Below are 22819 nucleotides of genomic sequence, written 5' to 3'. Positions count from 1 at the left end.
TCTGTTTCGACAACACGGGCAGCCCGGCGCCGCACGACTTCCTCGGCACCTTCACCTCCCGGGAGTAGTGCCTGCCGTGCGACGACCGGATCACCGTCGGGGGCGCAACTGCGCCAGGATCGACGAGTCGGTGATCCGCGCGTCGTCGGCGAGCAGGAACGCCTTGCTGAGGATCAGGCCGAGACGCTCCTCCTCGAAGGGCAGGTAGAGGTCGCCGGGCGTATTCCGCCGCTCCGGCACGATGCAGAGGTAGGAGTCGTCCGGCTCCATCAGGATGTTCGCGCTACCCAGATGGATCTTGTATGTCCGCAGTTGGCCCCGGACGACGAGATAGCGCTCGGTGAGCGTGCACCGGTCGGCGATCCTCGTCCGGGGCAGGATCCCGGCCAGCGCCTCGCGGCGGACCCGGGCGCTGCTGCTCAGGTCCCGCCTGCTCTCGTCCCGCCAGTAGTCGAGGTATCGCGTGTGGCCGTCCGTCCAGTACGGGTCGGCGGCGATCGAGGTGACCGCGACGAAGAAATCCACGTCACGCATCGCCTCGCTGAACAGCTCCACCGGCACCTCGGTCAGCGGCCTCGGTCGCCAGGCACCCTCGCCGATCCGCTCGAACCACACCCGGCCGGTACCGGCACACTCCACCCCCTCCTCGCCGAGATAGTCGGTGTGCAGCCCGACCCGCCACGTCCCGCCGGCGAGCACCCGGTGTGCCACCGCACTGTCCCCGCCGTCCCACGGTCCGAGCATCCCGGTCGTCCAGCCCCGCCCCTTCAGCAACGCGTAGAGCTGCCGGTAGTGCACGATGTGCGCGGCGAACCGCAGCGAGTGGTCGCCGGTCTCCTCCTCGGCCGGAGTCAGCAGGTACACCTCGCGGAACGCCTGCCGGAGCGGCTGCCGCAACCGTCGCGTGGTCAGCAGGTCCCGCCAGGCCCGGACCTCGTCGACCCCGGCCCGGACCGGATGCCACAACCGGATCGGCGCCGCCGGGTCCGGCGGAGGCAGTGCCGCACCCGCGACGTCCCGGAACAGCTCAGCGGACCCGTCCGGATCCCCCGCCCGCCAGCCGTCGTCGGGCAGCCCGGCCCGCCACCGTCCGGACGCGTCCGGGAACTCCCAGATCAGCCGCCTCGCCACCGACCAGCCGAGCCCGTTGCCCGCCAGCCCCTCGCGCCAGTGCCGGTACGGCTGCGCCGAGGCCGCCGGTAGCCCCGCCTCCAGGGTGCGGGCCAGCGCCGCGAGCTGCTCCCTGGCCTGCTTGACCCGGGCACGCAGCTCCTTGAGCCGCTCCGGATGGTCGCGCCGCACCGGCGCCGGCACGGTCGCCGAGAGCGTGCCGTCGGCGCGGCGCCAGCGCAGCAGCACCTCCTCCGACGTGGTCAGCACGGCCTGGTGGTCACCGACCGGGACGACACATCCGCCGTCGGCGTCGAAGCCGAGGTCGGGCAGCCGGAGCACGGCGTCGGGCCGCTCCGCGAGCCCGCGCTCGACCCGCTTGAGCATCCGGTCGAGCTGCTTCGGCACGCCCTTGTGCCGGACCACTCCCCGGGCGGCGATCAGCGCCGCCAGCGCCTCCGGGGTGGGGAACTCACCGGCGGCCCGGGCCACCTCGTAGAGCAGCGCCTGCGACGGCAGGGTGTTGGCACCGGTCGGGGCGACCGCGACGCCGAGCAGCAACCGGCGGAGCAGGTCCGGCAGCCACGCCTCGTCGCGGAGCAGCGCGATCCGGGTGGCCCGGCCCAGCGCCTCGACCTCGTCCCTGCCGAACGCCCGATCGGCCGCGTACGGCAACTCGCCGGCCTGGATCGCCGCCACCCGGGCGTGCGCGGCCTCCAGCGCCCGCCGGGCGAAGGCGGCGTACTCGTCGATGGCGGCGAGTCGCTGCCAGGCGTCGGGAAGCTGCGGCGGGCACAGGTAGGACTGGTTCGGACCGACCTCGGCGAGGAGGAGTTGGGCGGTCGTCCCGAGCTTCACCAGCAGCTCGAACTCGTCCCGGGCGAACGAGTGCAGCGACCAGGCGAAGAGTTTGGAGAGCACCGGCCGGGTGAGCCCGCCGGCCAGCCCGGCGAGGGCGGCGACCGCGTACGGCTCGGCGACCCGGCCGTACCCGAGCGCGCCCCGGGCGATGGCACCGGCGGAGCGCCTCGCGGACACCGGCCACGGGCCGTCGCAGCGGAGCAGGGCGGCGGTGGCCAGCCTCGGATTGGCCGCGTACGGTTCGGCTGCGGCCCGTTCCGCGTGCGCCGCCAGCAGTGCGGCGCACGACTCCGGAGTGAACGTCGGCTGCCGCTCCCGGAGCGCCTGCTCCACCGCCCACCGCACCGCCCAGCCGGGATGCTGGACCCCGTTCACCGGGCGCGGCAGGTTGCGGGCGGCCACCAGCAGTACGCCGAACTCCCGGTCGCCGACCCGGGACAGCTCCACCGGCTGCTGCCTGGCGGCCTGCTCCGCCTCCCGCTCCCGCTCCGGGTCGGTCAGCTGGCGTAGCAATCCGGCCGCGTACGGCGACAGCGGCACCGACATCACCGTCTCGGACTCCACACTGGACATCACGCACCGGCCAGCGGTACGACTCGCGCCATCATGGCGCCGCAGTCTAGGGCGGACCTCCGACCGTTATGGGTCCTCGCGGCTACGGGCCCTCACCGCAACCAGCCCTCGCCGGGTCCTCCCCCGCTACGGGTTTCCGCCGGCGGCCGCGCTCAGGGCGCGCGGTCCGAGGAACAGGCCGCCGCTCGCGTCGATGACCTGGCCGGTGATCCAGCGCGCGGCGTCGGAGGCGAGGAACGCGACCACCTCGGCGACGTCGTCGGCCCCGCCCAGCCGGTCGAGTGCCGTCATCCCGGCGACGAGTTCGGTCAGACCCGGCGTCTCGAAGACCGATCCGTTGGTCGGCGTCCGGGTGGCGCCCGGGGCGACGGCGTTGACCGTGATCCCTCGGGTCCCGAGCTGGTTGGCCAGGGTCATGCTCATCGTCTCGACCGCGCCCTTCGTCATGGCGAAGGAGGTCTGGGTGGGGTTGGCCATCCGGGTTGCCACGGACGAGATCGTGATGATGCGGCCACCGTCGGGCAGCAGCGGCAGCGCGCGCTGGATGATGAAGTACGGCGCCCGCACGTTGACCGCGAAGAGGTGGTCGAAGCCGCTCCGCGTCGTGGCCCCGAGCGGGCCGGCGGGCGCGGCCGCCGCGTTGTTGACCAGGATGTCGAGCGGCCGGCCGTCAAGCCCGGCCTCGACTCCCGCGAAGAGCGTCTCGACGTCGTCGTCCACGCCCAGCTCCGCGCGGACAGCGAGGGCGGTGCCACCGGTACGTCGGATCTCGTCGACAGTCGTCGTCGCGCCCGCCCGGTCCGTGCCGAAGTGCACGATGACCATGGCACCCCTCGCCGCCAGCCGGAGGGCGATGGCCCGGCCGATGCCACGCGACGCTCCGGTCACCAGGGCGGTTCTACCGGTCAGGTCGTCCATGGTTACCCACCTCTTAATGTTAGTTACTACCGAACTGTTAGTGACTACCAGTGCGGTAGTGTCTACCACATGCCCGACCAGTCCTCAACACTGCGAGCGCAGCGGCGAGCGGAGACGCAGCGGACCATCCAGGCGCACGCGGTACGGCTGTTCACCGAGCGCGGGTACGACGCCACGACCGTCACTGACGTCGCCGAAGCCGCCGGTGTCTCCGCGATGACCGTGTACCGGCACTTCCCCACCAAGGAGGACCTGGTCCTGGTCGACCAGTACGGCCCGCTCATCGCCGAGCGGATCGCCGTGTCTCCGGCCGCGCAACCGTTGGCTCGCCGCATCGGCAGCGCGCTGATCGACGCGGCCACGGCGTTGACCGGCAGCCGCCGCGGAGACGACCTCACCGCGAACGAGCAGTTCCTGCTGGCCCGTCTCCAGCTGATGATCTCGACGCCGGCCTTGCGGGCCAGGCACCTGGACAACCACTACGCCCTCCAGCAGGCCATCGTCGACGCGCTCACGGACCCCGCCGCCGACCCGGAGACGGCGTTCCACACCCAGGCGGCGGCCAGCGCCTGTCTGGCCGCCATGCACACCGCCCTGGTGCGCTGGGCGCAGGACGACGGACGGAGCGAGCTGCCCCACCTGATCGCCAAGGCGCTCGGCGCCGCCTTCGGCGACGACGCCGTCGACACCTGCCCCGTACCCCGGGGATAAGAACTCCTAACAGAATGATGTTGGGCGTATCCGATGGACGTGAGGATCGTTCTGTCTAAATGTGAGGAGGGTGAGCAGCCGCCGTGGATCGTCTCGGACGAGTTGTGGGCCGAGATCGAACCGCTGCTGCCGGCCCGACCACCCAGACGGACCCGGTTCCCCGGCCGGAAACCCTTGGACGACCGCAAGGTCTTGTGCGGGATCACGTTCGTGCTCTACACCGCGATCCCGTGGGAGTACCTACCCCAGGAACTCGGGTTCGGGTCGGGGATGACCTGCTGGCGCAGATTGCGAGACTGGAACGACGCCGGCGTGTGGCAACGACTCCACGAAGTGCTCCTGGCCAGGCTCAGAGCCGCCGGCCAGCTGGACCTGTCCCGGGCGGTGATCGACGGCTCCACATACGAGCCCTCAAAGGCGGCCCAAAACCGGGCCGAGCCCGGTCGACCGCCGCAAGCCAGGCTCGAAACACCACGTCATCACCGACCCGGGCGGCATCCCCCTCGCCGCGAGCCTGACCGGCGGCAACCGCCACGACGTCACCCAACTGATCCCCCTGGTCGAGGCGATCCCACCCATCAAGGGCGTCCGCGGCCGGCCCCGGCAACGACCCGACAGGCTGTACGCCGACCGCGGCTACGACTTCGACACCTACCGCCGGGAACTACGAGCCAGAGGCATCACCCCGGTCATCGCCCGACGCGGGACCGGCCACGGCTCCGGACTCGGCGCCCGACGCTGCGTCGTCGAACAGACCATCGCCCTGCTGCACTGGTTCCGACGGCTACGCATCCGCTGGGAAATCCGCGACGACATCCACGAAGCCTTCCTCACCCTCGCCTGCGCCATCATCTGCTGGCGCCGACTCCAACACTCAAAGAGTTAGGAGTTTTTCGTAGAGACTGGACATGCTCTGAATGTCCAGCGCCTTGGCGGTGGGTTAGCCGATCGCGGCGTCACCCGGGCGCCTGGGGGCTGGTGCGGCGTACCTGACCTCGATGTCGGACAAGGATCCCTCCGGCTGACTCGTCTATTTCGCTGGCTTCACGAGCGGACGGAGGGCAGCGTGGAAGGCGTCTACGTCGATGCCCCTGAGTATGCCGTCGCCTGGCCGGTACACGACGAGGCTCGGGCAGCTGTCCTGATCGTTCAGCGTACCTGGGAAAGAGAAGCTCGCGACCTGCCGTCCCGTAGCGGCTTCCCGCACCGACACGTGGTACGTCGCCTCGTAGAGCGCGAAGTTCACCGCCCTGGTCTCGAACTGGCAGGTCACCTGCCGGCCGGTCGGAGCACCCGGGGTGGCGGTCAGGCAGGCGACGAGCTGGACCCGGGAGCGGTCGAGCGTGCCGTACGCCTCGCCCCGGACCCATGGCTGCCATTCCGAAGGGATGAAGAATTTGCCACCGTGCCGCTCCTCATCCCTACCGACCTGCACCAGGGTGATCCAGTGTGGACCCTTTCCGGCGTACCGCTTGCCTTTGGGGTTGTAGGCGTATCTTTCCGGTTTCTCGCAGGCCAGTTCGTCGGCGGCCGCCTGGATCGGCCACGACGGCGTTGGCATCGGTGGTAGGGCGGATGGCGTCGGGCCGTTCGGGCGGTTGCTCGGCCAGGCGCAGGGACCGTGGAACGCCAGCGAGATCGTGCCCAGGACGTCCACGTCCAGCCGGACGCTTATCCCGTCAGCGGATCGGGCGCTCAGCGAACCGGCGCCGGTGGGCTCCGCCGAGGCGGTGGCGCTGGGCTCCGCGCTGTTGGAGAGCTCGGTGAACCCGTTCTTGCCGAGCCAGGTCTTTACCGCCTCGACGTACTTCGACTCGTCCTCGCTGGCGACGTTGATGTCGTAGTCGCGTGCCGGCACCACGCCCCAGTCCGGTCCCTTGACCGGCAGGTCCGCGCAGGTCGCTGGCTGCGGTGCCGATTGCGCCACCTCCCACTTGGGCGGGAAGGTAAAGGTTGGATCCAGGACCTCGTCCTGGATCCGCTCGGCGTAGACGCCGATCCGCTCCGCCATCTCCGACTCGGAGACAGTTGGGGCGGGCAGCCCCGCGTCGTCGGACCGCTTGGGCTCGCCATCGGTGCAAGCCGTCAGCGTCAGCAGGCAGCAAACAACGAGCAGCGACCGGACGCTCGTCCAATACCTCATTGCCACACCGTCCCCACAACGACATACTCACCCATCGAAGGCTGGCGATGGCGGCCCTCGCTGGCCCATGACTCCGACAGTAGCGTCGGAACTCGGGACCGGTCCCGCAGCACGGCCGGACCGACCGGTTCACCTACCAACTCGTCCGCGAGGAGGGCCGCAGCAGCGCCACCGTCTACATCACCTTCCCACCCGAGACCACAGACTGAGGCTGCTGACTCACGTCAAGCGTGGGCCACCGCCGATCCTTGCCTCGGTCACGCTGCTCCTGCGCGGATCGCACCAGTAGTGCCGGAGGAGGAATCGACCGGCGGCGGTCACGTAGGCGGTGCGATATCGAGGTTTGCTCTAAAAACTCCTAACTCTTTGAGTGTTGGAGTCGGCGCCAGCAGATGATGGCGCAGGCGAGGGTGAGGAAGGCTTCGTGGATGTCGTCGCGGATCTCCCAGCGGATGCGCAGTCGGCGGAACCAGTGCAGCAGGGCGATGGTCTGCTCCACGACCCAGCGTCGGGTGCCGAGCCCAGAGCCGTGCGGGACGCCGCGTCGGGCGATGACAGGTGTGATGCCGCGGGTCCGTAGCTCGCGGCGGTACTTGTCGAAGTCGTAGCCGCGATCTGCATAGATCCGGTCGGGTCGTTGCCGTGGTCTGCCTCGGATGCCCTTGATCCGGGGGACCTTGTCGACCAAGGGCATGAGCTGGGTGACGTCGTGGCGGTTGCCGCCGGTCAGGCTCACGGCGAGGGGGATGCCGCCCGCGTCGGTGATGACGTGGTGTTTCGAGCCTGGCTTGCGGCGATCGACCGGGCTCGGCCCGGTTTTGGGCCGCCCTTGAGCGCCCGGACGTGGGAGCCGTCGATCACCGCCCGGGACATGTCCAACTGCCCGGCGGCCCGCAGTCTGCCGAGCAGGACCTCATGCAGTCGTTGCCACACACCGGCGTCGTTCCAGTCCCGCAACCTGCGCCAGCACGTCATTCCCGACCCGAACCCGAGTTCCTGGGGTAGGTACTCCCACGGGATCGCGGTGTAGAGCACGAACAGGATCCCGCACAGCACCTTGCGGTCATCGAGAGGCTTATGGCCCGGAAACCGATGCCGCCTGGGCGGACGGGGAGGCAGCAGCGGTGCGATCTCGGCCCACAACTCGTCCGACACGATCCACGGCGGCTGCTCACCCCTCCTCACATCCAGACAGAACGATCCTCACGTCCCGAGGACACGCCCAACATCATTTCGTTAGAAGTTCTAACGGAAGCCCGGGATAACGGACGCCCGAAACAACGGACGTCGAGGCAGTGGACGGCCGAGGCTCAGACGCGGCTGGTGGTCCAGACGGCCGAACAACGGACGCCTGAGGTAGCGGATGCCCGGGGAGAGCGGATGCCCGGGAGAGCCGGCGGCAACGGTCCGGCCGGCATCGTGTCCGGACTGGCCGCCGGGCGACGGTCAGATCAGGCCGGCGAGCTTGTAGAGGACCAGGGAGCCGGCCACCGCCACGTTCAGACTCAGTCCGGTGCCGACCATCGGGATCTCGACCGCCGCGTCGAGGCTGTCCAGCGCCTCCGGCGGGATGCCGGTCGACTCGTGCCCGAGCACCACGACGGTACGGCGCCGGGCCGCCGGCAGGTCGGCGAGCCGGACCGCCTCGTCGGTCAACTCGACGCCGAGCACCCGGGCGCCCGCCGCGCGCTCCGCCGCCAGCCAGCGCACCGGATCGCCGACCCGGTGTACGCAGCTCGGCCGGCGCAGCGTGTTCCCGCGCGCCAGCGCCTCGTCGACCCACCGCCACGGCGGTACGGCCAGACAGGCGCCGACCGCGTCACAGGTACGCAGCAGCGTGCCGAGGTTGGCATGGTGCATCGGCCACAGGGGTGCCGCGACGAGATGCCCCCAGCAGCGGTGCGCCCGGCGACGGCGGGCGGCGGCCAGTTCACGGCGGGGACGGACCCGGATCGCCGGGCTCATCGGCGGGTGGCGGCTCCGCCGCAGAAGAGATCGATCATTCGAGGTGTGCTTCTCGGCGCACACGGGCCATCGACGGGAAACCGTTCGCCCCAGTGTAGCGGCCGGACCTTCCGAGGGTCACCGGCCGAGCACGAAGTACCCGAGCCCCAACAGTCCACGATAGACGCTGGCGTACTCCCGCAGCCGGGCGTCGAGCTCGTCGCGTACGTCAGCGGCCCGGGGATCGTCCGGGTGCGCCAGCAGCCACTCCTCGCGGCCGGCCCGCCAGGTGTTCTCGAAGTCGTCCCACTCCCGCTGGTCGGTGGTGGAGAAGTGCAGTACCCGCCAACCGGCGCCCCGGATCAGCTCCAGCAGGTCGGGCAGGCCGAGCACGTCGGCACCGAAGATCTCGACCGCTTCGGGCGAGGGCGCCCGCTCCCAGAAGCCGTCAGCGAAGAGCAGCCGGCCGCCGGGCCGGACCAGCTCGGCGAGGGCCGCCAGCGCGGCTGCCGTCCCGCCGAAGGCGTGTGCCGAGCCGAGGCAGATCACCCGGTCGGCCGGTCGTCGCCAGTCGGCGGCCGGCTGGCGTACGAAGTCGACCTGAAAAAGGCCCCGCTCCTGCGCCGCCCGACGACCCCGGTCCAGGGCGGATGCGTCGGTGTCCACGCCGACGCCGAGCGCCGCCTCGGCATCGGCGACGGCCCGCAGCAGCAGCTCGCCCCAGCCGCAGCCGAGGTCGAGCACGGACCCCCCGGCCGGGATGTCGAGCCGTCTCAGCAACAGCTCGGCGTGCTCCTCCGACAGCGGCGTGTTCCAGCGCATCCGGGCGTAGCGGACGCTGGCGGGATCGTCGGCGGTGAGCACCCGACGAGTCTGCCAGCCGATGATCCGCAGCGCATCCGGATCGCCCCGGCCAGCCCGGTCGCACATGTGCAGGCCGGTGCCAACATGCTCGGCTGCGCGGCCGGCGGCTACATCGCGGTCAGGCCGGGCATCATGGCCGGTTCGGCCGGCATCGGAATTTGCAGGAAGGTCGTGCCGCGCAGGTCCAGCCAGGCGCTGGTCGGGGTACGCACCAGCCGGAGCATGACCTCCTCGCAGGCCGGGCAGCGGGCGACCACCCCGGGCGCGTTCGAGTAGACCCGCAGCGCGGCCATCGGGCCGGTCTGGCCGCAGGAGGCGCACCGGCCGGTCGCCGTGGTCACATCCACCGCGAAGACGTCCCGCATCGGCCCGGCCAGCATGTTGCCGTCCAGGTAGTCCATCCGCTCCGGGTCTGGTCGGAGCTGCTCGGTCATCTCGCCTCCAGGATGCTCGCCGGTCAGCCGTCAGCCGTCAGCCGGTCGGCCCGAACCGTTCGGTCTTGATCCGCCGGGGCTCGTGCCCGAGCGCGACCAGGACGTCGGAGACCGCCTCGACGAACCCGGTCGGACCGCAGACGAAGTTGACCGGTTCGAGCTGGGCCGGCCAGCCGTGGGTGTTGACGTCCGCGACGCCGATCCGGTGCGCCTGGGCGGAAAGCCCTTCCGGCACCTCCCGGGTGTAGACGTAGGCGACGTCGAGTCCCCGGTCGTCCCGGGCACGCCGACGCAGTTCGTCGGCGAAGTAGACGTCCTGCGCGGAGCGGACCGAGTAGATCAGCCGGAACGGTACCCGGCTGTCGGCCTCCCGGCGGGCCCGGATCATCGCCATCAGCGGCGCGATGCCCGAGCCACCGCCGATCAGCAGCACCGGCGACGGGTCGGTCATCCGCCAGACGAAGTAGCCGCCGACCGGGCCGCGGACCTCGATCTGGTCGCCGACCGAGAACCCGTCGAGCAGGTACGGCGAGACCTCGCCGTCCGGTACCCGCTGGACGGTGACCTCGATCCGGTCGCCGTCGGCGGGCGCGGAGATTGAGTAGCTGCGCGCCGCCTGGTAACCGTCCTCGGCGGTCAGCCGCAGGTCGACATGCTGGCCGGGCAGGTGCCCCGGCCAGTCCGGCACCTCCAGCACCAGCGTGCCGGAGGTGGCGGTCTCGGTCCGGCGGTCGACCAGCCGGGCGACCCACCAGCCGGTCCGCTTCATCAGTCTCCCTGGTACCGCTGTTCGCGCCATGGGTCACCGTAATCGTGATAGCCGGCGGTTTCCCAGAAACCGGGCTCGTCGGTCAGGCCGAGGCGGATGCCGCGCACCCACTTCGCGGACTTCCAGAAATACAGGTGCGGCACCAGCAGCCGGGCCGGACCACCGTGCTCGGCGGGCAGGTCGGCACCGTCGTACCGGTGCACCACCCAGGCCTGCCCGTCGCGCAGGTCGTCCAGCGGCAGGTTGGTGGTGTAGCCGCCGTACGAGTGCACCAGCGCGTAGTCGGCGGCGGTGTCGACGCCGTCGAGCAGGGTGTCCAGGGAGACGCCCTGCCAGTTGGTGCCGAGCTTCGACCAGTGCGTCACGCAGTGGATGTCCACCGTCGGCGTCTCGTTGGGCAACGCCCACATCTCGTCCCAGCTCCACCGGAACTCGGCCCCGGTCTCGTTGGTGATGACGAATTCCCAGTCCGTCAACGGCACCCGGGGAGTGGGGCCGGCGGAGAGCACGGGGAAGTCCTCGGTCAGGTACTGCCCCGGCGGCAGGTTCGGTCCGGACTGCCGACGCCGGCCCTGGAAGCCTGGTGACACGATGCCCACCCGCTAGTCCTACCACCTCCGGTTGCGCCGCAGGTTACAACCGGCGATTTCCGGCCGAGCGGCGGAACGGTGGCAGCGCGGTCAGGACCGGTCCGGCCTGGCGGTCGCCGACCCGCTCCGCTGGTCCGGGGCCGGCCGGCCGGGCGGAGCCTCGACCTCACCCAGCACCTCGGCGGGCAACCCCGGCCAGTACGCGGAGGCGCTGTCGAGGAAGTAGTCCTGACCCGGGTCCCAGGTGTGCCCGGCGGCCCGCCGGTGGTAGACGTAGCCGAGCGGGTGGGTCCGGTAGATCGTGCCGCCGTCCCGGCGTACCCGGTCGAGCAGTCCTAAGTCGACGGAGCGGGGCACCGGCCGCCAGCCGCCGGCCGCCTCCAGGTCTCCCCGGGCGATCAGGATCGTACCGCCGGCCACCACCTCGCAGTCGGACTCGGCGGTGCCGGAGGGCCGGCGCAGCGTCACGCCCCGGTTCTCCAGGTGCACGAACTCGGATCCCTTGCCCACCAGGGTCGCCCCGGAGTAGTGCCTGGCGAGTACCAGGTCCCAGACGTGCTCGGCGGCGTAGCTGTCGTCGTCGTCGAACTTGCTGACCAGGCTGCCCCGGGCCCGCTGGGTCGCAGACCCGAGCGCCGCGCCGAAACTCGCGGCGGCCGGCACCCGGACGATCTCGTACGGCCGGCCGGATCGGGCCAGCGTGGCCCGGACCGGTTCCGGCAGCTCGACGCCGTGCAGGCAGAGCACGATCTCCAGCTCGGGGTAGGTCTGCGCGAGCAGCATCCGGACCGCCTCCGGCAGCCGTTCGGGGCGCCGGGTCGACAGGATCGCGCTCACCGACGGCACCGGGCGCAGCGGCGGGAAGACCGCCGAGGTGAGCCGGGGCAGGGCGAACGCGCCCGCGTGCCCGCGCAGCGCCGCCCGCCGCTGCGCGACGCTGCGCGCCTCCAGGGCCAGCGTCCCGGCCTGCGGCACCGGGGCGGTCAGCAGGGCCCGCAACTCCGGCGCGATCAGCCCGGCGACCCGCTCCGGCAGCACCGGGACGGCGAGCACCGCACCGGTCATCGCGATCTGGACCAGCAGCGCCGCCACCGCCACCGGCTCGGCGTCGGGGACCTGCGGGCAGTCGACCACGCCGGTCTGGCGCAGGGTGGCGAGCACCGGGGCGGTGACCCCGGGGCCGTCCAGCGGGTACGACCCGGCGGGCCGGCGGGCCGGCGGGGCGAAGTCGAGGCGTACCCGGGGGGCGCCGGGCTGGTAGCAGTCGGGCCGGCGGCCACGCGGGTTGATCCGGCGCGCGTCGACCAGTACGGCCGGGGCGGCCCCCGGCGGCTGGAGCCCGTGCCGGCTGGCCGGCCAGCCGACCGCGTACGGCAGCCCGCCCGCCGCCTCGCCACCGCTGCCCGGCGCCCGCAGCAGTACGTCGTGGGACCGGATGTCGGGGTTGTCCACCGGCTCGCCGAGCAGCACCGTCCCGCCCGCCGGCAGGTACGCCGGCAGCGTCGCGTGGCTGGTGACGTCCGGCCCGGCCGGCGCCGGCAACGGCCGTTCCGGCGCCAGCGCCGACAACGCGGCCCGCAGCACCTCGCGCAGTTGCGCCGGCCGGGACAGCCGGACGGTGACGACGGCGGTCCCCCGCCCCCGGCCAGGCAGCGCCACCCGGTGCCGGCGCAGGTGCTCCAGCGGCCCGATGCCGCTCGACCAGCCGCGCCGAGGTGCCCGCCAGTACGCCACGACGACGACCGCGCGCCTGGTCGGGTGCAGGGAGGCGGGCCGGGCCAGCAGGTCCCGGAGCCGGTCGGTCGAGCCGGCGACGACCACCACCCGGCGCAGACCCGGGATCCGCAGTACCCGCAGGCCGACGAGACGACCGAGCCGTTCGGCACGGCCGGGACGAGGCGTACCCACCAGCCGCCAGTGACCGAGCCGCTCCACCCCGTGACGATAAGCCCTGTTCCGGTCGATCGGCGGCAACCGGGCGGGCCGACACGGGAACCGGGCAGGGCGACTCGGCGACCGGCGGCGACTTGTCCGGCGACGACGCCTGGACCGGGATGGGGTGCGGTGTCCTATCGTGCACGGATGATCGCACCCCGACCGGCCGGCGCCGGCCCACTCGCCGGCGTCCGGATCGTCGAACTGGCCAGCATCGGCCCCGGGCCCTTCGCCGCGATGGTCCTCGCCGACCTCGGCGCCGACGTGGTCCGGGTGGACCGGGTGGCCGAGGTCCGGCCGGAGCGGTTCGGCACCCCCCATCCCGACCTGCTGAACCGGGGTCGCCGGTCGCTCGCCGTCGACCTCAAGACGCCGGCCGGCCGGCAGGTGGTGCTCGACCTGGTCCGCTCCGCCGACGTGCTGATCGAGGGCTTCCGGCCGGGCGTCACCGAGCGGCTCGGGCTGGGCCCGGACGACTGCCTGGCGGTGAACCCCCGACTGGTCTACGGCCGGATGACCGGCTGGGGGCAGGACGGCCCGAACGCCCGGTACGCCGGGCACGACATCGACTACCTGGCGCTGACCGGCGTACTGCACGGGATCGGCCGGGCCGGCGAGCGGCCGGTACCGCCGATGAACCTGGTCGGCGACTTCGGCGGCGGCGGGATGCTGCTCGCCCTCGGCGTGGTCTGCGCGCTCTTCGACATCCGGGGCGGCGGCACCGGACAGGTGGTGGACGCGGCCATGGTCGACGGGGTGTCACTACTGGCCACGATGATCCATTCGATGCGCCGGATGGGGCGGTGGGGTGACGACCGCGGGGTGAACATCTTCGACGGCGGCGCCCCGTTCTACGACACCTACGAGTGTGCCGACGGCCGGCACCTGGCGGTGGGCGCGGTGGAGCCGCAGTTCTACGCCGAACTGGTCCGGCTCTCCGGCTTTCCACTGCCGCCGGACGAGGCGCTGGACCGGAACGATCCGGCGAACTGGCCAGCGCTGCACCGGGCCTGGGCCCGACTCTTCCGGACCCGGACCCGCGACGAGTGGGCCGCACTCCTGGAGCGGACCGACGCCTGCGTGGTACCGGTCCTCGACTGGGCCGAAGCGCCCCGGCATCCGCACCTCGCCGCCCGGGACGTCTTCGTCGTGCATGCCGGAGCCGAGCAGCCGGCTCCGGCGCCCCGATTCAGCCGTACCCCGGGGGCGATCCGGCGACCACCGCCACACCCCGGGGAGCACACCGACGAACTGCTCGGCGAACTCGGCCTCGACGCCGACCGGATCCGCCGGCTGCGTACCGACGGCGCCGTCGCCTGACGTCTCCTTCCGATGCCGGGGACCCTGGCGCCGGCCGTCCTCCTCCCGGTGCAACCCGTCGAGCAGCTCGACACCGGCCGGGTGATCCGCCCTCGGAGTTAGGCGTGAGGGTGCCTACAACGGGTATCCGGCCGGCCGGTGAACCAGCCAACCGGCGAGGAGCGGGATCCCATGGTGACCAACGCGGACGTACTGCGGTACCTGGAGTCGATGGACTTTCCGGCGCCGAAGGAGGACATCGTCCGGGAGGCCGAACGCGCGGGTGCGCCCCGGGAGGTGCTCCAGGCGCTGCGCGGGATGCCCCCGGTGGACTACCAGAACACCGAGGAGGTGGCCCGGTCCGCCAAGACCGACCTGGCCCCGGACGCCAGCCCGGCGGAGATGGCCGCCAAGACCCGCGACCGTACCCACCAGCGGGTCGCCCGGCACATGCGCCAGATCTGACCGCTGTTCCACCGATGCGGCGCGGCCCCTGGTACGACCCGCCCAAGGCCTCGATCCAGATGGCCGTCATCACGGTGGTCGGAGTCTGCGTCGGCATACCGGCCACCATCCTGCTGTCGCCGCTGATCGGGCCGCTGATCGGCTGGGACGCGGCGGCGGCGACCTATCTGCTGTGGGCCTGGCGGGTGCTGTGGTACCGCGACTCGGGGCAGACCGCCGAGCTGGCCGTCCGGGAGGACCCGAGCCGGCCGGTACGCGACGCGGTGCTGCTCGGGGCCGGGCTGGCGAGCCTGTCGGCGATCGGGATCCTGCTCGCCACCGACCACGAGGCACACGGCATCGACCGGGAACTGCACATCGGACTCGGCATCGTCAGCGTGCTGCTCTCCTGGACGGTCGTGCACACCGTCTTCACGTCCCGCTACGCCCGGCTCTACTACAGCGGCGAGGACGGAGGGGTGGACTTCCACGAGGACGACCCGCCCCGGTACACCGACTTCGCGTACCTCTCGTTCACCATCGGGATGACGTTCCAGGTCGCCGACACCGACCTGACCTCGAAGGCGATGCGGGCCGCGGTGCTCGGGCACGCCCTGCTGTCGTACCTGTTCGGCGCGGTCATCATCGCCGCGACCATCAACCTGCTCGCCGGACTGGCCCAGTGACCGACCGTCCAGAATGGAGCTGAGGTACCGGACGGGGCGCCCGTCACACCCGCGCTCGCACGCGTGTCCCGGGCGCCACGTCCGCCAGTACCCCGGTGAGGTCACACGTCCGAACCGGACACGCTCACCGGACCGCGGCGGCCGGCCCGAACCAGGCTGGCTGACGCCGCCCACCCATCCTATGATGCGGGATGGACCGTTCGGTCAGGAATCCGGGAAACTGTGCGGGAAAGCACGCTCTTTCGCTGCTCAACGGGCGATTTCGTGGTATCTGTCCTCGAGGTCGATCCTGGCCAGGGTACCGACCAACCAGGCCAGTTTCTCCGACTCGCCGCCACCGGCCAACGTGGCCAGGTCCGCCGCCGAGCGCCCGAGCCCGAGCCGGCGGGCGGCGGCGAGAGCCCGACGGTCCGCGACCGGCGCCGTCTCGGCCCACAGCGCCTGCACCTCGCGCAGGAACAGCTCGACCACCTCGGCGTCCACTCCCGGCAGCTCGGCGAGCAGTGCCCGCTCCCGCGCCGGCACCTGTCTGGCGGCGGTCCGCAGCCGGCGCAGGTCTCCCTGGTAGCGCGCGACGAGCGCCTCGGCCAGTTCGCCCAGGGTGCCGGCCAACCGGTCGGCGTCGGCGCCCCGACCGTGCTCGCGGAGCACCGCCGCCCGCGCCTCCGGGCGGGACCGGGCCATCCGGGCCGGGCTCTCCCAGCCCGCGTCCCGCAGCGCCCGAGCCGGCTCGACCGCCCGCCGCACGTCACCCGTGCGGCGCAGCAGGATCGCCAGGCAGAGCACCTGGAACAGGCTCGCCGGGTTGTTGGTGACCTGGAGGCCGTACTCCTCGGCGAAGCCGCGGCTGCGTGCCACCAGCCGGCGGACGAGCCGCTTGCGGTCCTCGACGCTCGTCGTCGCAGTGGTCGCCATGCCGGCGACTACCCACGACGGGTCGGGCCAAAGCTCGCCGGGGCCGCCGGTTTCCGCACCGACGGTCCGGCGCACCGGCTCCGGGCCGACGTGCGGTGGGCCCGGCCCGGCCAGCGTGCGGCACCGGCCTCAGCCGACGGTGCGGCCGTGCCGGTCGCGGCTCTTCAGCCGGGTCGTCGGCATCGGCGGAGCCGGCAGTGGTTCGGAGTCGTCGCCCCGCACCCGGCCGAACCGCAGGCTGCCGGCCGCCCAGTCCGCGCGGGCCTCGGCGATCTCCTCGTGCGAGCGCCCGACGAAGTTCCACCACATCACCAGCGCGTCGTCGAAGGGCTCGCCGCCGAGCAGCATCAGCCGGGTCGGGCCGCTCGCCCGCACCATCAGCTCGGCCCGACCGGCTCCGAGGTAGAGCAGCGCACCGGGAGTGAGCGCCACCCCGCCGACCTCGGCCGCCCCGGACATCACCAGCAGGCCGTACTCGAAGTCGGCGGTCAGCGGCAGCCGGGCCGTACCACCGTCGGGCAGCCAGAGCTGCGCGCCGAACAACGGCGAGTGCACCACCGCCGGCGACCGGACCCCGGCCAGCTCCCCGACGAGTACGGTCACCGAGTAGTCCGGCTCGGTCAGCACCGGAAGCTCGGCGTGGTGGGCGAAGCCGGGCGGGCCGGACCGGGCCCCGTCGGGCAGCGCCACCCACAGTTGCAGCCCGTGCAGGGTCGGCGGATGCTCCGGTGGCGAGTACTCCGCATGCGCGATGCCGTGGCCGGAGGTCATCACGTTGAGCTGGCCGGGCCGGATGAGCTGGTCGTTGCCGAGGCTGTCCAGGTGCCGGATCTCGCCGTGCACCAGCCAGGTCACCGTCTGCAACCCGGTGTGCGGATGCGGCCCGATCCCCATGCCGGGCCGGTTGGCCACGTCGTCGGGGCCGAAGTGGTCGACGAAGCACCAGGCGCCGATGGTGCGGAGCTGGCGCTGCGGCAGCAGCCGGCGCACCGTGGTGTAGCGGCCCAGCGGCACGTCGTGGCCGGGCAGCAGCACGTTGGTCGGCTCGGTCTCCGCGCCCGCCCCCGTGCCCGGCGGCAGGGTCTCCCCCGGCATCGGTTCGGTGATGCTCACCGGTCGAGCCTACGCCGCCGGGCGGGACGCCAGGCCCGAGTGGCCGAGCGTGGGCGCTGCCCCGATGCCAGACTGGCGGTATGGACCAGCCGGTGGTACCGGCGGTCCGCGCGGCACTGGCCTGAGCGGCACCGGTCGACGTTCCGGCGCCACACCCGACCCGCCTGAACTGCCTGGCACCGGGTCACCGGCGGTGCGGGTACGCCGGGTTGACCTCGACCGCGGTCGAGGTTGTTGACTGGCCGGCGTAGGCACCGGCGGGCCGGGAGGGCTGCGACGCGGGCAGGGTGTCGGACGAGGTCGCGAAGGATCGGGGGGCGACCGTCGTCCGGTCGCTGCCTGTCGCACCGGGACGGCTACGGGGGCGAACCGCCGCGCTCCGGGCAGGACGCCGCCGGAGGTCGGCTGACCGTCGCGCCTGCCCGTCAGGCCGGCTTCCGGGCGGCCAGTCGTTCGATCAGGCCGAGCCGGAGCCGGTCCCGGGCCTCGGCGACGAAGCCGAGCCGCGCGGCGAGGTCGGCGGGGCGTCCACGCAGCCAACGCCGCTCCGCGTGGTCGAGCAGCAGCAGCCGGCCGCCCGGACGGAGTACCCGACGCATCTCGGCGAGAGCCGCGTCCCGGTCCGGGACGACACAGACCGCCAGGGTGCAGACCACGGTGTCGAAGGAGGCGTCGGGAAAGGGGAGCCGCTCCGCCTCGCCCTCACGCAACTCGACCCGCCGGCCCAGCAACCCTGCGCGGCGACGCGCCGCCGCCAGCATCTTCGGGCTGAGGTCGACGCCGACCAGTTCGACGTCCTCGTCGTACCCGGAGAGGTTGCGGCCGGTGCCGACCGCGACCTCCAGGGTCCGGCCGCTGGCCCGCGCGCAGATCCATTCGCGGCTGTCGCCGATCGTCAGCCGTTCCATCCGGTCGCCCGCCCTGTCGTAGCCCGCCGCGCGCCTGTCCCAGGCCTGGCGGGCGCTCTCTCGCTTGACCATGGGGCTCACTCTGCATGTTAATGTCAACATGAAGTCAAGCCCCGTACCGGTCGAAGACGCCGAGCTGACCATCGGCGAGCTGGCCGCCCAGTTCGGGCTGGCCACCCACGTCCTGCGGCACTGGGAGTCGGTCGGCCTGATCAAGCCGGCCCGCCGGGTCAACGGCCGCCGCCGCTACACCCGGGCCCAGCTCACCCGGGTGGCGATCATCATCCGCGGCCGCGAGGTGGGCATCGGCCTCGACCAGCTCCGGATGATGCTCGGCGCGGACGACGCCGCCGCCCGCCGGGCCGTGCTCCAGCGGCACCGCGACGAACTGGACCGCCGGATCGCCGTCGCGACCGCCTCCCGGGACCTGCTCGACCACGCGCTCGACTGCCCGGTGGAGGACTTCCTCCAGTGCCCCGACTTCCAACGGCTGGTGCAGGGCCCCGGCTGCCGTCTCGACACCTGACCGAGACGAGGCACCTGACCCGAGAACGAGGGCGCCTGACCCGAGAACGAGGGCGCCTGCCGGACGAGGTGTCTCGTCCGGCAGGCGCCGCTGCGACCTGCGGGTCGGCGTTCACCGCCCGCCCGATGGTCAGCCGACCGAGGTCAGCTCCCGCGACCGGCCCCGGCGGCGGCCCTTGGTCCGCCAGGCGACCGCCACCAGCACCAGCAGCGCGCCGGCGATCAGCAGCATGGTGCCGAGCGCGATCTGCGGCCCGGTGCTGCTACCGGTGACCGGCAGCGGTGGTTGCGCCTGCACGATGCTGACCGTGGTGCTCGCCACCCGACCGGTGGTGAGCCCGGTCGCGGTGATGGTCACGGTGCCGGTCCGGGTGAACCGGACCCGGACCGAGAACTCCCCGGTCACGTTGGCCCGGACGGTGATCGTGGTCGGATCCCGGTACACCGTCGGCGCCTGGGCGACCGGCAGCATCGCGCCGACCCCGCCGGAGTCCACCGCCGCCGCCTCGGCACCGAGCGCGAGCGGGGTACGCGTGAAGACGAGCCGGACGAGTTCGTTACCGCCGAACCCGGAGCCGAAGATGGTGAAGGTCTCGCCCACCTCGACCGTCGGGTCGCTGACCGTCAACGACGGCGGCTGTGGTGGGTACGGCGGTTGTGGTAGTGGCTGTGCCTGTGCGGGCGACCCCGCGATGGCGAACGCGCCCACCGTGGCGAGCGTCGCCACGGCCGAGCCGATGATGCGGGATAGCCGCATGATGGATCCTCTCTCTACTGATCGCATGACGTTCACAACGGATCGCATGACTTGTCCTGACGTGCCGGCCTACTGGCCACACGCGGGTGCGGAACTGACACGGGTGGTCCATGGGGTCGGGCCGGGGGTGAGCCACAACTCGGCCTCACCACTGGCCTTCGGCGGGGTCAGCAGACCCACCTCCAGTACGCGGGTACGTCCGGGTCCGACGTCGACGGCCAGTACGCCGACCCGGCGCCCCCGTTCGACGCCGCCGCCCATCGGCGTCGCCTTTCCGTCCAGCCGGGCCCGCAGCGGTGAGCCGCGCACCGGGCTGAAGACCGAGACCAGCACCCGGGCGGTGTACGGGTCGCCGGACATCGCGAGACCGCGCACCGATTTGCTGAGCCCGGAGGAGGGCGCGGACGAGCGCAGCGTGAGCCGGAGGTGGAGTTCCCGGCTGCCGTCCGCCCGGCAGTCCCCGACGGTGAGTTCCGCCGAGCGGTGCAGGTAGTAGCCGAGCTTCGCCCCGCTGCCGTCGTTGAGGAAGACGCCGACGTTCTGCACCGACTCCTGCTCGGGCAGCACCCCGGCGAGCCGGCTGTCGACGAGTTCGCGCTGTTCGCCGGCGTGCGCGCTCCAGAACAGGATCCGGCGCTCGGCGACGGCGGTGCTGACCGCCTGCGCCACGGCGCGCGGGTTCACCGGACGCTTGAGCAGGGCGTCGAAGACCGCCCGGGCCGAGGCGGCGAAGAAGTTGTCCTGCTGGGCCGGCTTGTCGAGCCGGCGGTACGTGTCCGACAGCAGGGTTCGCACCACCGTGGGGGCGGTGAGGGTCGGATGCCCGGGTACCGGCACCGGTCCGATGGCCTTGAGCAGGTAGGAGAGCGCGACCGGATCGGTGGCGAGTACGCCGTCGACGGTGCCGCCACCGGCCCGCCGGTACATCTCGCGGATCAGGGTGGCCGCGGTCGGGAAGTGCGGGGTGAGGTTCACGTCCGCCGGATAGATCCCGGGCAGGTCGGTGTAGAGCGCGCGCAGCTCCCGGCTCAGCGGCAGCGGCGGCTTTCCATAGGTGTTCAGGTCGGTGGCCGGACCCTGCTTGACCAGCTTCACCTCGCCCTTGCTGGCCCGGATGACCGCGTAGGCGCCGAAGATCCCGCCGGTGGCCCGGGGCTCGGCGAGGTTCTGGAAGACCGCCAGGTAGGTCCGGGTGCCGTTGCCGCCGAGCAGGGTGGGCAGCAGCGCGCCGCTGCGCCGGACGGCGGAGGTCACCTCGGCCAGCCGGTCCAGCTCGGCGCGCAACTGCGACACCGCGTCCCGGACCGTGGGCACGAGCCCGGAGGTCGGCACCGTCAGGATCCGGTCCCGGACCTCGTGGACGGTGCTGTCCGCCTCGACCAGCGTGGGCATCGCGCCGCGCAGGGCGGCCAGGTCGAGCCGTCCGGAGCTGGGCAGCAGCGTCTGGGGGTTCAGTTCGACCAGGGCCGGGAAGGCCCGCCGGGCGAGTTCGTCGACGCCGACCGCCAGCTCCCGGACCGCCACCATGTTCCGGCCGCCGTACGGTGCGGAGCCGGCGGCGCGCCAGCCGACGTCACCGGTACGCGACCGGGCGGCGGCGGTCTGCTGTTGCAGCGCCTCCAGGGTCCGGCGGGCCTGTGCGGTCTGGCCGTCCAGCACCTGCTGGCTCAGCTCGCGGGCCAGGCTGGCGGCGTTCTCCAGGTGGCCACCGGCCTGCCAGCCCCGCAGTCCGACCCAGCCGCCGGCGACGGCCAGCAGGCAGCCGACCACGAGTGCGGTGAGCAGGATCCGACGGAGTTGCCGCCGGACCACTCGACGGCGTGCCTTCCGCCGTCCCGGGGACATGTCCCCCACCGCCACCACCGCTTTCGACTTACTCGGATGAAGTAGACACAACGCAGTTAGCGCCTATATCTCTATAGCACGGTGGAGAGTTCGCGGTTGGCATTTCCGGGGTCTTATGATGCTTTTGTACTTTTATAGTGAGAAAGCCTCACGAATCGGGCAGAAGATATCGCTGTACCGGGCGAGGAGCCGGGTCAACGCCGCTGGCGGCTGACCGCCGCCTCGGCCAGCATCTGTTCCATCTGATCGACACCGGTACGCAGCGACATCCGGGACAGGTAGCTGTCCCGCGCCCGCTGTGCCATCTCCGCCCGGGCATTACTCGGAATCACCGAGGCCAGGGCGAACCGGTCCGCCAGCGCCTGCCAGTCCTCGGGCGGGCAGGAGAGTCCCGCCCGGGCCCGCTCCACCAGGTCGGCGGTGTCCCCACCGGCGGAGGCGACCACCGGCGCCCCGGCGGAGAGCGCCGCCTGCAACTTCGCCGGCACCGCCCCACGCAGCGCCGGAAGGTCCCGCAGGAGGACGAGCTGGTATTCGGCGGCGGCGTACAGGTCGGCCATCTCGGCCGGTGGGCGCCAGCCGAGGAACCGGACGTTGGTCGCGCCGAGTTCCTCGGCGAGCTGTCGGGACTGCCGCTCCTCCGGCCCGGACCCGACCAGTACGAGGTCGAGGTCGACCTTGCCGTTGACCGCGGCGGCGGCCCGGACCGCCGTGTCGACGCGCTGGAACGGACCCATCGTGCCGGCGTGCATCACCGTGGTGATCCCCCGGTGCCCGATCGCCCGCCGGGCCGCCGGGGTGGTACCCATCGGCCGGAACAGCCGCTCGTCGGTCCAGTTCAGCACCACCCGTACCCGGTCCGGATCGGCGCCCCGCTCGATCACCAGGTCCCGCATCGAGGGCGAGATCACCGCGATCCCGGCCGCCGAACGGTAGATCGCCCGCATCGTCCGGGTGAGCAGCCCGTGGGTGAAGCCGGCCGAGGCATCCCGCCCCGCCTCGCCGGGCGGCGGCGTCACCCCCTCCGGCCAGATGTCCTGCACGTGCACCACCGCCGGCACCCGGCGCAACAGCCGGAGCAGGGCCGCCGCCGCGTACGCGCCGGCCGGCGGGAAGTGGACGTAGAGCGCGTCCACCCCGGCCAGGAACCCGGGGGCGGCCAGCGCACTGCTCATCGCGTACGTGAGCTGCCGCGCCGCCCGCCGGGCCGCCGTACCGTCGTGACTGGCATACGCCGGCACCCGCCGGACGAGCACCCCGCCCTCGTCGGTCTGGTGTCGCCACCGCTGCCGGTAACCCGGGTAGACCTGGCCGGTCGGATGGTTCGGGAACCCGGTGAGCACCCGCACCTCGTGACCGCGTGCGGCCAGCTCCTCGGCCAGGCAGCCCGGTATGAAGGCAGGTTCGGGCGGAAACCAGTACGAGATAATGCCGATCTTCATTTCTCATCCCCCGATCACCCCGCGACCGGGCGA

Annotated in this window: 22 protein-coding genes; 6 read left to right on the top strand and 16 right to left on the bottom strand. The window is 72.3% G+C overall.

Annotated features, from left to right (window positions below; translation table 11 throughout):
* Positions 1-90: 90 nt before the first annotated feature.
* Together V1634_RS16585 and V1634_RS16580 are read right to left on the bottom strand one after the other, a co-directional pair.
* The gene (locus V1634_RS16585; protein ID WP_331208724.1) at positions 91-2544 is read right to left on the bottom strand and encodes a DUF4132 domain-containing protein; all 2454 of its coding nucleotides are present in this window, start codon (positions 2542-2544) and stop codon (positions 91-93) included.
* A 126-nt stretch (positions 2545-2670) separates the two neighbouring features.
* The gene (locus V1634_RS16580; protein WP_331208723.1) at positions 2671-3462 is read right to left on the bottom strand and encodes an SDR family oxidoreductase; all 792 of its coding nucleotides are present in this window, start codon (positions 3460-3462) and stop codon (positions 2671-2673) included.
* 69 nt (positions 3463-3531) lie between these two features.
* Between V1634_RS16580 and V1634_RS16575 the strand changes: the two genes are divergently transcribed.
* A complete protein-coding gene (locus tag V1634_RS16575; protein ID WP_331208722.1) occupies positions 3532-4173 on the top strand; it encodes a TetR/AcrR family transcriptional regulator in 642 nt (213 codons plus the stop codon).
* Between the two features lie 33 nt (positions 4174-4206).
* A protein-coding gene (locus V1634_RS16570) for an IS5 family transposase (RefSeq protein ID WP_331208721.1) occupies positions 4207-5059 on the top strand; the annotation gives its coding sequence in 2 pieces (ribosomal slippage) (positions 4207-4598 and positions 4597-5059; 855 coding nt in all).
* A gap of 144 nt (positions 5060-5203) precedes the next feature.
* Here V1634_RS16570 and V1634_RS16565 read toward each other — a convergent pair.
* The 8 genes from V1634_RS16565 to V1634_RS16530 form a co-directional block, all read right to left on the bottom strand.
* The gene (locus V1634_RS16565) at positions 5204-6316 is read right to left on the bottom strand and encodes a hypothetical protein (RefSeq protein ID WP_331208720.1); all 1113 of its coding nucleotides are present in this window, start codon (positions 6314-6316) and stop codon (positions 5204-5206) included.
* A 358-nt stretch (positions 6317-6674) separates the two neighbouring features.
* Positions 6675-7474 (bottom strand): IS5 family transposase gene (locus V1634_RS16560; RefSeq protein ID WP_331208760.1). Its coding sequence is split into 2 segments (ribosomal slippage): positions 6675-7138 and positions 7138-7474, totalling 801 coding nucleotides; the frame shifts between segments, so codons are not numbered across the junction.
* Between the two features lie 288 nt (positions 7475-7762).
* Positions 7763-8281, bottom strand: a complete 519-nt coding sequence (locus tag V1634_RS16555) for a TrmH family RNA methyltransferase (RefSeq protein WP_331208719.1) — start codon at positions 8279-8281, stop codon at positions 7763-7765.
* Between the two features lie 117 nt (positions 8282-8398).
* Positions 8399-9190, bottom strand: a complete 792-nt coding sequence (locus V1634_RS16550) for an SAM-dependent methyltransferase (RefSeq protein WP_331208718.1) — start codon at positions 9188-9190, stop codon at positions 8399-8401.
* Positions 9191-9231: 41 nt separating this feature from the next.
* The gene (locus V1634_RS16545; RefSeq protein ID WP_331208717.1) at positions 9232-9558 is read right to left on the bottom strand and encodes a DUF6510 family protein; all 327 of its coding nucleotides are present in this window, start codon (positions 9556-9558) and stop codon (positions 9232-9234) included.
* 37 nt (positions 9559-9595) lie between these two features.
* Positions 9596-10327, bottom strand: coding sequence for a ferredoxin reductase (locus V1634_RS16540; protein WP_331208716.1), 732 nt, complete (start codon positions 10325-10327; stop codon positions 9596-9598).
* Positions 10327-10917: a molybdopterin-dependent oxidoreductase gene (locus tag V1634_RS16535; protein WP_331208759.1), complete on the bottom strand. Its 591-nt coding sequence runs from the start codon at positions 10915-10917 to the stop codon at positions 10327-10329. The genes V1634_RS16540 and V1634_RS16535 overlap by 1 nt, the downstream gene beginning before the upstream one ends.
* A 90-nt stretch (positions 10918-11007) precedes the next feature.
* Positions 11008-12852, bottom strand: a complete 1845-nt coding sequence (locus V1634_RS16530; RefSeq protein WP_331208715.1) for a hypothetical protein — start codon at positions 12850-12852, stop codon at positions 11008-11010.
* Positions 12853-12999: 147 nt separating this feature from the next.
* On the opposite strand from V1634_RS16530, the gene V1634_RS16525 reads away from it, so the two are divergent.
* The 3 genes from V1634_RS16525 to V1634_RS16515 all read left to right on the top strand — a co-directional run bounded on the left by V1634_RS16525 (position 13000) and on the right by V1634_RS16515 (position 15281).
* Positions 13000-14172, top strand: coding sequence for a CaiB/BaiF CoA transferase family protein (locus V1634_RS16525; RefSeq protein WP_331208714.1), 1173 nt, complete (start codon positions 13000-13002; stop codon positions 14170-14172).
* A gap of 138 nt (positions 14173-14310) precedes the next feature.
* Positions 14311-14616 carry a DUF2795 domain-containing protein gene (locus V1634_RS16520; RefSeq protein ID WP_331208713.1) on the top strand — a complete coding sequence of 102 codons (306 nt, stop codon included), beginning with the start codon at positions 14311-14313 and terminating at the stop codon, positions 14614-14616.
* A 14-nt stretch (positions 14617-14630) separates the two neighbouring features.
* Positions 14631-15281 (top strand): DUF1345 domain-containing protein, encoded by a 651-nt coding sequence (locus V1634_RS16515; protein ID WP_331208712.1) that lies wholly within the window; start codon positions 14631-14633, stop codon positions 15279-15281.
* A gap of 249 nt (positions 15282-15530) precedes the next feature.
* Here V1634_RS16515 and V1634_RS16510 read toward each other — a convergent pair whose 3' ends face one another.
* The 3 genes from V1634_RS16510 to V1634_RS16500 all read right to left on the bottom strand — a co-directional run bounded on the left by V1634_RS16510 (position 15531) and on the right by V1634_RS16500 (position 18289).
* Positions 15531-16196 (bottom strand): HhH-GDP family DNA glycosylase, encoded by a 666-nt coding sequence (locus V1634_RS16510; protein ID WP_331208711.1) that lies wholly within the window; start codon positions 16194-16196, stop codon positions 15531-15533.
* Positions 16197-16325: 129 nt separating this feature from the next.
* The gene (locus V1634_RS16505; RefSeq protein WP_331208710.1) at positions 16326-17309 is read right to left on the bottom strand and encodes a pirin family protein; all 984 of its coding nucleotides are present in this window, start codon (positions 17307-17309) and stop codon (positions 16326-16328) included.
* Positions 17310-17734: 425 nt separating this feature from the next.
* The gene (locus V1634_RS16500; RefSeq protein WP_331208709.1) at positions 17735-18289 is read right to left on the bottom strand and encodes a class I SAM-dependent methyltransferase; all 555 of its coding nucleotides are present in this window, start codon (positions 18287-18289) and stop codon (positions 17735-17737) included.
* A gap of 28 nt (positions 18290-18317) precedes the next feature.
* On the opposite strand from V1634_RS16500, the gene V1634_RS16495 reads away from it, so the two are divergent.
* On the top strand, positions 18318-18743 hold the full coding sequence (locus V1634_RS16495) for a MerR family transcriptional regulator (RefSeq protein WP_331208708.1): 426 nt from the start codon (positions 18318-18320) through the stop codon (positions 18741-18743).
* Positions 18744-18872: 129 nt separating this feature from the next.
* Here the strand turns inward: V1634_RS16495 and V1634_RS16490 are convergent, their stop codons facing one another.
* From V1634_RS16490 to V1634_RS16480, 3 genes are all read right to left on the bottom strand, one after another.
* Positions 18873-19499 carry a hypothetical protein gene (locus tag V1634_RS16490; RefSeq protein ID WP_331208707.1) on the bottom strand — a complete coding sequence of 209 codons (627 nt, stop codon included), beginning with the start codon at positions 19497-19499 and terminating at the stop codon, positions 18873-18875.
* A 69-nt stretch (positions 19500-19568) separates the two neighbouring features.
* Positions 19569-21344, bottom strand: a complete 1776-nt coding sequence (locus V1634_RS16485; protein ID WP_331208706.1) for a DUF4012 domain-containing protein — start codon at positions 21342-21344, stop codon at positions 19569-19571.
* 194 nt (positions 21345-21538) lie between these two features.
* The gene (locus V1634_RS16480; protein ID WP_331208705.1) at positions 21539-22786 is read right to left on the bottom strand and encodes a glycosyltransferase family 4 protein; all 1248 of its coding nucleotides are present in this window, start codon (positions 22784-22786) and stop codon (positions 21539-21541) included.
* Positions 22787-22819: the final 33 nt, after the last annotated feature.

It is taken from the genome of Plantactinospora veratri, assembly GCF_036421995.1.
Lineage (GTDB): Bacteria > Actinomycetota > Actinomycetes > Mycobacteriales > Micromonosporaceae > Plantactinospora > Plantactinospora veratri.
This window is presented reverse-complemented; position numbering and strand designations above follow the sequence as displayed.

Excerpts from the sequence above, each read along its gene's own strand:
- V1634_RS16585 (WP_331208724.1), bottom strand. The coding sequence starts at position 2,544 with ATGTCCAGTGTGGAGTCCGAGACGGTGATGTCGGTGCCGCTGTCGCCG.
- V1634_RS16580 (WP_331208723.1), bottom strand. The coding sequence starts at position 3,462 with ATGGACGACCTGACCGGTAGAACCGCCCTGGTGACCGGAGCGTCGCGT.
- V1634_RS16575 (WP_331208722.1), top strand. The coding sequence starts at position 3,532 with ATGCCCGACCAGTCCTCAACACTGCGAGCGCAGCGGCGAGCGGAGACG.
- V1634_RS16565 (WP_331208720.1), bottom strand. The coding sequence starts at position 6,316 with ATGAGGTATTGGACGAGCGTCCGGTCGCTGCTCGTTGTTTGCTGCCTG.
- V1634_RS16555 (WP_331208719.1), bottom strand. The coding sequence starts at position 8,281 with ATGAGCCCGGCGATCCGGGTCCGTCCCCGCCGTGAACTGGCCGCCGCC.
- V1634_RS16550 (WP_331208718.1), bottom strand. The coding sequence starts at position 9,190 with ATGTGCGACCGGGCTGGCCGGGGCGATCCGGATGCGCTGCGGATCATC.
- V1634_RS16545 (WP_331208717.1), bottom strand. The coding sequence starts at position 9,558 with ATGACCGAGCAGCTCCGACCAGACCCGGAGCGGATGGACTACCTGGAC.
- V1634_RS16540 (WP_331208716.1), bottom strand. The coding sequence starts at position 10,327 with ATGAAGCGGACCGGCTGGTGGGTCGCCCGGCTGGTCGACCGCCGGACC.
- V1634_RS16525 (WP_331208714.1), top strand. The coding sequence starts at position 13,000 with ATGATCGCACCCCGACCGGCCGGCGCCGGCCCACTCGCCGGCGTCCGG.
- V1634_RS16515 (WP_331208712.1), top strand. The coding sequence starts at position 14,631 with ATGCGGCGCGGCCCCTGGTACGACCCGCCCAAGGCCTCGATCCAGATG.
- V1634_RS16510 (WP_331208711.1), bottom strand. The coding sequence starts at position 16,196 with ATGGCGACCACTGCGACGACGAGCGTCGAGGACCGCAAGCGGCTCGTC.
- V1634_RS16500 (WP_331208709.1), bottom strand. The coding sequence starts at position 18,289 with ATGGTCAAGCGAGAGAGCGCCCGCCAGGCCTGGGACAGGCGCGCGGCG.
- V1634_RS16495 (WP_331208708.1), top strand. The coding sequence starts at position 18,318 with ATGAAGTCAAGCCCCGTACCGGTCGAAGACGCCGAGCTGACCATCGGC.
- V1634_RS16490 (WP_331208707.1), bottom strand. The coding sequence starts at position 19,499 with ATGCGGCTATCCCGCATCATCGGCTCGGCCGTGGCGACGCTCGCCACG.
- V1634_RS16485 (WP_331208706.1), bottom strand. The coding sequence starts at position 21,344 with ATGTCCCCGGGACGGCGGAAGGCACGCCGTCGAGTGGTCCGGCGGCAA.
- V1634_RS16480 (WP_331208705.1), bottom strand. The coding sequence starts at position 22,786 with ATGAAGATCGGCATTATCTCGTACTGGTTTCCGCCCGAACCTGCCTTC.